At 67.3% G+C, this 7,722-nt stretch carries 6 protein-coding genes and 1 pseudogene; all 7 read right to left on the bottom strand.

Features of this window, described 5'->3' with window-relative positions:
• Positions 1-51 precede the first annotated feature (51 nt).
• Positions 52-1,242, bottom strand: coding sequence for a vWA domain-containing protein (locus tag ACXJKR_RS18430; RefSeq protein WP_457324051.1), 1,191 nt, complete (start codon positions 1,240-1,242; stop codon positions 52-54).
• Between the two features lie 294 nt (positions 1,243-1,536).
• Complete coding sequence (locus ACXJKR_RS18425; RefSeq protein ID WP_457324050.1) at positions 1,537-2,772, bottom strand: OmpA family protein; 1,236 nt, start codon at positions 2,770-2,772, stop codon at positions 1,537-1,539.
• Entirely contained in the window at positions 2,769-4,349 is a 1,581-nt protein-coding gene (locus ACXJKR_RS18420) for a serine/threonine protein kinase (RefSeq protein ID WP_457324049.1), read from the bottom strand. Before ACXJKR_RS18420 ends, ACXJKR_RS18425 begins: the two co-directional genes overlap by 4 nt.
• 229 nt (positions 4,350-4,578) lie before the next feature.
• Positions 4,579-6,561: a S9 family peptidase gene (locus ACXJKR_RS18415; RefSeq protein WP_457324048.1), complete on the bottom strand. Its 1,983-nt coding sequence runs from the start codon at positions 6,559-6,561 to the stop codon at positions 4,579-4,581.
• Complete coding sequence (locus tag ACXJKR_RS18410) at positions 6,558-7,154, bottom strand: GNAT family N-acetyltransferase (protein WP_457324047.1); 597 nt, start codon at positions 7,152-7,154, stop codon at positions 6,558-6,560. Before ACXJKR_RS18410 ends, ACXJKR_RS18415 begins: the two co-directional genes overlap by 4 nt.
• A complete protein-coding gene (locus ACXJKR_RS18405; RefSeq protein ID WP_457324046.1) occupies positions 7,151-7,375 on the bottom strand; it encodes a hypothetical protein in 225 nt (74 codons plus the stop codon). The genes ACXJKR_RS18410 and ACXJKR_RS18405 overlap by 4 nt, the downstream gene beginning before the upstream one ends.
• Before the next feature lie 76 nt (positions 7,376-7,451).
• Positions 7,452-7,722: pseudogene (locus ACXJKR_RS18400) on the bottom strand (AAA family ATPase); the annotation flags it as partial.

Below are 7,722 nucleotides of genomic sequence, written 5' to 3'. Positions count from 1 at the left end.
GCGTGGCACAGGCATTCAGCAGCACTGCGACGAGCAGTGCAAAGAGACGCTTCAGTTGCTGAGCAGCCGCATCGCGCCTTCGAGTCCGGAAAGGGTCAGCGGGACGATGCGCTGCTGCATCAGCTGCTGGATCAGCGCGATGCTCTGCCGGTACTGCCAGACGCCTTGCGGCTCGGGGTTGATCCACGCGTACTTGGGGAAGGCGTGGGTGAGCCGCTGGATCCATTCGGCGCCGGGCTCGTCGTTGTTGTATTCGACGCTGCCGCCGGCCTGCAGGATCTCGTAGGGGCTCATGGTCGCGTCGCCGACGAAGATGAGCTTGTAGTCGCGGTTGTATTTGCGGATCAGGTCGAAGGTGTTGAGCTTCTCGGCGAAGCGCCGCCGGTTGTTCTTCCAGACGAAGTCGTAGACGCAGTTGTGGAAGTAATAGAACTCCAGGTGTTTGAACTCGGTCTTGGCGGCGCTGAAGAGTTCTTCCACGCGGCTCACGTGTTCGTCCATCGTGCCGCCGACGTCCATCAGCAACAGCACCTTGACCTTGTTGTGGCGCTCGGGCTGCATGCGGATGTCCAGCATGCCGGCATTGGCGGCGGTGCCGTGGATGGTGCCGTCCAGGTCCAGCTCCAGCTCCGACCCCTCGCGCGCAAAGCGGCGCAGGCGGCGCAGGGCCACCTTGATGTTGCGGGTGCCGAGTTCCAGCGTGTCGTCGTAGTCGCGGTAGGCGCGCTGCTCCCAGACCTTGACGGCGCTCTTGTTGCCGCCCGAGCCGCCGATGCGGATGCCCTGCGGGTTGTAGCCGCTGTTGCCGAACGGGCTGGTGCCGCCGGTGCCGATCCAGCGGTTGCCGCCTTCATGGCGCTCCTTCTGCTCCTCGAAGCGCTTCTTGAGCGTCTCCATCAGCTCGTTCCAGCCCATCTTCTCGATGGCTGCCTTCTGCTCGGGCGAGAGTTCGATCTCAAGCTGTTTGCGCAGCCACTCCAGCGGCACCTCGGCCGTGAAGTCGGTCAGCATTTCCACGCCCTTGAAGTAGGCGGCGAAGGCGCGGTCGAACTTGTCGAACTGGGTCTCGTCCTTGACCAGCGACGTGCGGGCCAGATGATAGAAGTCGTCGATGCTCGCCACGCCGCCGTTGTCGGGGCCGCCGATGACGCCGGCCTGCAGGGCTTCCAGCAGCGTCAGGTACTCGGGCACCGTCACCTTGAGCTTGGCGGCGCGCAGCGTGTAGAAGAACTGGATCAGCATCGGTGCGGACTCGGGGACTGCAGGTCGAAAACGATTATGCAGCGCGAGTCTCGCCGGAGTTAGGGATGCCGTCTTTCGGGCCGAGCGCCGGGCCGCTCCCTAGCCGGCCCGCGCTGGCGATGTGCTTGCGGCTCAATGCCGCAAGCATCGCCGTCCCCTCGGGGGCTGAGGCCGGACACGACAAGTCCTGTGGACTTGTCGTGCCTGCCGAAGAGAAGCCGMTTTGCCGGCTTCGCGGTCTGCAAGACCGGTCAGACGCACCGCGTTCAGCGGGGTGCGGCTGGACGAGGGGTATCAGTTACAGGGCACCACGCGGAACTCGACACGCCGGTCCAGGGCATCCACCGCGTTGTCGCTGCCGCTGCCGACCAGGTTCTCGCGCCAGCCCATGCCGCTGGCCTTGACGCGCTGGGCCAGGGGCGAGGCTTCGGCCGCCAGGCGCTGCTGGATGAAAGTGGCGCGTTGCAGCGAGAGCGCGTCGTTGGTCTGCTCCGAGCCGGTGTGGCTGGTGTGGCCGACGATGATCATGCAGACGCGGGCGCCGGCGCCCTCMTTGGCGATCTGCCTCAGCCACATCGGATAGGCGCCGCTGACCTTGGGGTCGGACCAGAACTCCGTGCTGCCGGGGTTGAAGAGGAACTTCACGTCCAGCTTGTTGGCGCGCAGCCCGTAGGCCACGATCTGGCCAAAGGCGGCCTCTGCCTCGGCGGTGCGCCCGAGCCGGACGTTGTTGAGGTAGATGCCGTTGAGTGTGCGCAGCTGCTCGCCGCCCGTCTGATTGCGGGCCTCCTGGTACTTGGTCAACGATTCCGGGTAGCGCTCGGCGTTGTAGAGGGAGCCGGCCTCGTTGATGACGCTGGCCACCGCGACGCGTTCCATGTAGACGCTGTTGGCCGAGCTGCCAGGCGCTGTCAGCGCCGTGCTGATGTAGCCGTCCACCACCTTGTCCTTCACCAGCACCGGGCTGTCCTGGTAGATCGCCAGCGGTGTGTGGTTGAGGCCGTCGTCGCGGGCCAGCGCCGAGGCCTGGGCCATCACCTGGCCCGTCTTGATGTCCACCAGGGCCAGGTTGATTTGCAAGGATTTCTTGCCCGGCACCCCCAGCAGGCGCGTCAGCGTGCCGGTCAGCAGATACTGGACCTTGGACAGGTTCTCGGTCCTGAAGGGCAGCAGGTCGAAGCTGCCTTCCTTGCGCGCTGCCAGACGCTCGGCGATGCGGCGTTCGAGCAACTGCGTGGTCTGGGTCTGCTGGCCGCTTGTCGCGTCGATCATGGGATCGACGACGACGCTTTTCTTGGCAATCTTGGACTCCACCTTTGCCAGGAAGGCGGGCAGCTTCTGAGTCTGGCCCACCAGGCCATCGGTGGCGACGACGACGGCTTCGCTGAAGGACAACTCGTTGGTCGAGACGGTCGGCTGTTTCGGCGCCGTCTCCAGGCAGCCGGCCAGCAGGGCCATGCAGCCCAGCATCGCGGCACGCCCCAGTTGCACTGAAAAATTGATGCGATTCGTGTGGCCAGCGCTACTCATCGACATTCCTTTTTCAGGTAAGCGGTCTCACTCGCCGTCAGCGGTTCCAGTGAGGCTTTTTGCAGAATATCACTGCACTTTGCGCCCTTCGCCTCGGAGGGCGCAGGAGCGGTCACGGCAGGGCGCGGCTTGGGTGCCGCCGGCGCCACGGCGATGGGCGTCGGCGCCGAGGCTGTGGGTGCCGGCGCGGGAGCCGGTGGCACGGGGGCGGTGGAGGCGGGCGTGTCCGGTGCAGAGGCCGCCGAGGCAGCCTGGACTGGGCTGGAAGCGATCGGCGCTGGAGCTGGAGCCGCAGCGGCGGCCGACGCCGGCGCGGGTGGYGGCGCCAGCTCGGCGGGCGCCGGTGCCCAGAGCAAKGCATATCCGCCCCAGGCGGCCGCGGCCAGGCCCACCACGCCCGCCGCGCTCAGGAGGAGAGCGCGGCGCGGCGGGGCCGGCACGGACGCCTGTGCAGGCACGGCGCTGGACGCTGGAGGAGCTGTCGGTGGGGGTGGAGCGGGCAGTACCGGGGGCGGCGGCGTGCGAGCCACGGCGGGCGGCGGCGGTGGTTCGGGGCGTGTCGGCTCCCGCGGCGCGAGCAACGGGCTGATCGATGCGACCTGAGTCGGGTCGAAATCCGGCAACAGCACCGTTTCGTCGCCGGTCGGGAGGCCCAAAGCCTGCAGCTCGAGCAGATCGATGACCTGCGTGTCGCCGGCAGTGAGCAGGGTCCGGAACTCGGCAATGGATTGCGGGCGGTCCTTGGGGTGGATGGCCAGCGCACGGTCGACGGCCGCGAGGAAGGCGTTGCCACAGCGACCCGCCGCCACGGTGGCCAGCGGTTGCAGCTGGTCGTTGAGCAGCCGCTCGACGGAAGCCACCGTGCGGCGGCCGCTGATGGCTGCGTAGAGCACGCTGGCCAGCGCGAAGATGTCGGTCCATGGGCCCTGGGTGACGCCAGGCATGTCCCCGTATTGCTCGATGGGCGCAAAGCCCGGCTTGAGCATGGCGGTCAGCGCATGCGTGAGATCGCCGATGACGCGGCGTGCGGCGCCGAAGTCCAGCAGCAGCGGCCCGTGGTCGGTGAGCAGGATGTTGTCCGGCGCGATGTCGCGGTGGTAGCAGTGCTCGTTGTGCAGCACTTCCAGCGCATCCAGCAGCGGCATCAGCCAGGCGCGCACCTCGGTTTCGGTCGACGGCCGGCCGAGCCTGGCCAACGCCTCCTTCAGCGTCTGCCCCTGGTAGTAGGGCATGGCCATGTAGGCGGTGCCGTTGCCCTCCCAGAACTGATGCACCTTGAGCAGCGCCGGGTGGTCGAAGCGGGCCAGCAGCTTGGCCTCGTTGACAAAACTMCTCAGCCCGATCGCAAAGGTCTCTGCATGGTTGGGCGACTTGACCAGCACTGTCAGCGAATTGCCGGCGCGTGCTGCCATCGACGAGGGCAGGTATTCCTTGATGGCGACCTGCCGCTCCAGGGCGACGTCAGTGGCGAGATAGACGATGCCGAAACCGCCTTCTCCCAGCACCCGGTCAATGCGGTAGTCGTGGATGCGCGTGCCGGACGGCAGGGTGTGGCCCGGCGTCAGCTGGACCTCCACGGCGATGGTGGGCTCTACCGGGTCTTCTGGGGTTTTGCGCCCGGGTGGACCGCCAGCCGCTTCGCTCATTGCTGCGGGCGACCGGACGGCGGCGCTTCATGCAAGGCAGGCAGCGTGCAGCAGAACTGGATCAGCATGGAGCACAGCATGGAGCAGGGCCGGGATCGAAGTTCTGCGGATTATGCAGAGCCGACACCGTCTCGCCCGCCTGCTGGACGTCGGGCTTGTCCTAGGCGGTGTAGCGGGCCAGCCAGTTGAAGAACTCGCCGTACCAGAGCCGGCTGTTGCGCGGTTTGAGCACCCAGTGGTTCTCGTCCGGGAACCAGACCAGCCTCGAAGGCACTCCCAGCGATTTCAGTGTGTTGTAGTAGGCCAGGCCCTGGGCATCGGGCACGCGGTAGTCCAACTGGCCGTGCATGACGAGGGTCGGCGTCTTGAAGTGCTTGGCGAAGGCATGCGGGCTTTGGGCGGCGACACGGGCCGGATCATCCCAATAGGCCGCACCCAGCTCCTTGCGATGCCAGCTGTAGGCGTCGTCGGCATACATGGCTTGCCAGTCGTAGCAGCCGGCGTGGCAGACGTAGGCCTGATAGCGGCCGGCCTTCACGTGGCCGTTCATCCAGGCCACCATGTAGCCGCCATAGCTGCCGCCAGCGGCGACGACGCGCTTGCGGTCGACCCATGACTTCTTCAGCAGCCAGTCAGTGCCGGCCTCGACATCCTGCAACTCGTACTCGCCCCAGTGGCCAGTGATGCTGTCCAGGAACTCGTGGCCGAAGCTGGATGAGCCGTGGTAATTCACGCAGGCGACGACATAGCCCTGGCTGGCGAACACCTGATGGTTCCAGCGCCAGTGCCAGCTGTCACCGAAAGCAGTGTGCGGGCCGCCGTGGATGACGTGCATGACCGGCCACTTCTTCTTCGGATCGAAGCCCGGCGGGTAGGTCAGCCACATCTGCACGTCGTCGCCGCGCGCACCCTGGATCGTGACCTCCTCGTGGCGGCCGAAGCTGTGGGCCGCGAGGCGCTCGTCGTTCAGCGACTCGATGCGGCGCAGGCCATCGTCGCCCAGCACCGACAGCCGGGGCGGGAATGCCATGCCGTCGTGGTTGATGACCAGGAAGCCGGCCGACAGCGCGAAGCTGCCGACATGGCCTCCCTCGAAAACCCGTTCGGCGGTGCGGTCGCCCAGCGCGAACTGCCAGAGGTGGCGACGGCCGCGCTCCTCGGCGGCGAAGTACACCGCCTGGTCGTCCTCGGCCCAGCGCAGCGGTGCGCTGACCTCATGGTCCCAATCCTCGCTGAAGACGGCCCAGCGGCCCTGCTGGTCCAGCACGGCGAGCTGGTTCGGATGGTTGTGGCCCAGGGCCTGGTGGCTGGCCAGGAAGGCGAGGTGAGCGCCGCCATGGCTGTAGCGCGGCGCGGCGAAGTCCCAGTCGCCGTCCTGCAGCAGCGTCTGGCCCTGGCGCGTTCTCACGTCGATCTCGGCCAGCGCAAAGCGGCCGTCCAGCTTCTTCTCGGCGGTGGGGTCGAACGCGAAGGCGATGCGCCGGCCATCGGGCGACACGTCGAAGCAATTCACATCCGGCTCGGCGCGGCTCAGCTCCCAGGCCGTGCCCTCGAACAGGTCGCGCACCTTGCCCGTCTCGACGTCCATCACATGCAGATGCGGCACACGGTCCATCGGCAGGTGGTGGTCCCAGAAGCGGTAGAAGGCCTCGTCGGTGACGTAGGCGCTTTCCTTGCGGCTCTTGAAGTCGCGCAGCCGCGCGGCCTGGGCTGCGCCCTTCAGATCGGGCCAGACCCAGGACACGAAGGCGATGCGCCGGCCGTCGGGGAACCACTTGAAGGACTCGACGCCCGTGGGCACTTGGCCGACGCGGCGCGCCTCGCCGCCGTCCGGCGGGATCACATAAAGCTGCGTCTCCTCGTCTCTCACGCCGGCCTGCTCGCGCTTGGCGGTGAAGGCGATCAGGTCGCCGCGCGGGCTCCATTGCGGGTTGCCGTCCTTCTCGCCCGCTTCGGTGAGGCGGCGCGGCTCGCCGCCCAGCGTCGAGAACAACCACAGGCTGCTCTGCGCGCGGTTGGCCTCCATCGAGTAGCGCGTGACACCGGCGGCGGCCTGGGCACCATCGGGGCTGAGGCTGGGTTCGCCGATGCGATCCAGGGCCCAGAGTGCATCGACGTCAAAGGCCTTGGATTGTCTTTTCATGTTCGCTGTCGAGTCAGTTGCCAGTTCAGGTGCGCCTTGACCTCGGGCCATTCGCCCATGGTCAGGCTGTACATGACGGTGTCGCGCACCGTGCCGTCGCGGCGCAGCGCATGGTGGCGGATCACGCCGTCGCGCCTGGCGCCCAGGCGCTCGATGGCGCGCTGCGAGGCGTGGTTGAAGTTGTCGGTGCGCCAGCCCACGAGCTTGGCGCCCAGGGTTTCGAAGGCGTGGGTCAACAGCAGCAGCTTGGCGGTCGTGTTGACGGCGCTGCGCTGCACACGCTGGGCATACCAGGTGTAGCCGATCTCGACACGCTCGATGGCCGGCACGATGTCGTGGTAGCTCGTTGACCCCAGCACCTCGCCGGTCGACGCATCCAGCACGGCGAAGGGCAGGCGGTGGCCGGCGGCCTGCCCGGCCAGGGCCGCTTCGACGTAAGTGACGGCCTCGTCGGGCGCAGGCACGCTGGTGAAGCGCAAGTTCCACAGTTCGCCGTCCGCGGCCGCGGCCTGCAGGCCGGGCACATGGCCCAGCGTCAGCGGCACGAGGTGGATGGGGCCGGCGGCCAGCGTCACGGGCAGGACGGGTTTCATGGCTTGTCCTTCAGCATCAGCCGCCGCGCCAGTAAGCGGCCGCCGCCGCAGCCGGCGACGATGAGCAGCAGGCCGATGAGTTGCTGCGCATTCCAGTCGGTGCTGGCGATGAAGTCGATGCCGAACTGCCGGCCCAGCCACCAGCCGGCCAGGGCGCCCAGAACGAAGCCGACGGCATCCGCCAGCCCTTCGCGCATTGCGCGGTCGAAGTCTTGAGCCATCAGCGGCGCTCGGCCGTCCGGAGCCGCTGGGCGCCCCCTCGGGGGGCAGCGGGCGTAAGCACGCGTGGGGGCTGCATCATCTGTTATTGCGCTGCATGAAGACGAGCTTCTCGAACAGCGTCAGATCCTGCTCGTTCTTCAGGAGCGCCCCCACCAGCGGCGGGATGCTGACCTTCTCGTCCTTGGCCTGCAGCGCGTCCACCGGGATGTCTTCGGCCAGCAGCAGCTTGAGCCAGTCGATCAGCTCCGATGTGCTGGGCTTCTTCTTCAGGCCGGGCAGGTTGCGCACGTCGTAGAAGTTCTTCAGCGCGGCGGCCAGCAGGTCCTTCTTCAAGGTCGGGAAGTGC

This window comes from Roseateles sp. P5_E11 (assembly GCF_054049355.1).
Note: the sequence above shows the minus strand (reverse complement) of the source record. Positions and strands in the feature narration are given on the sequence as shown.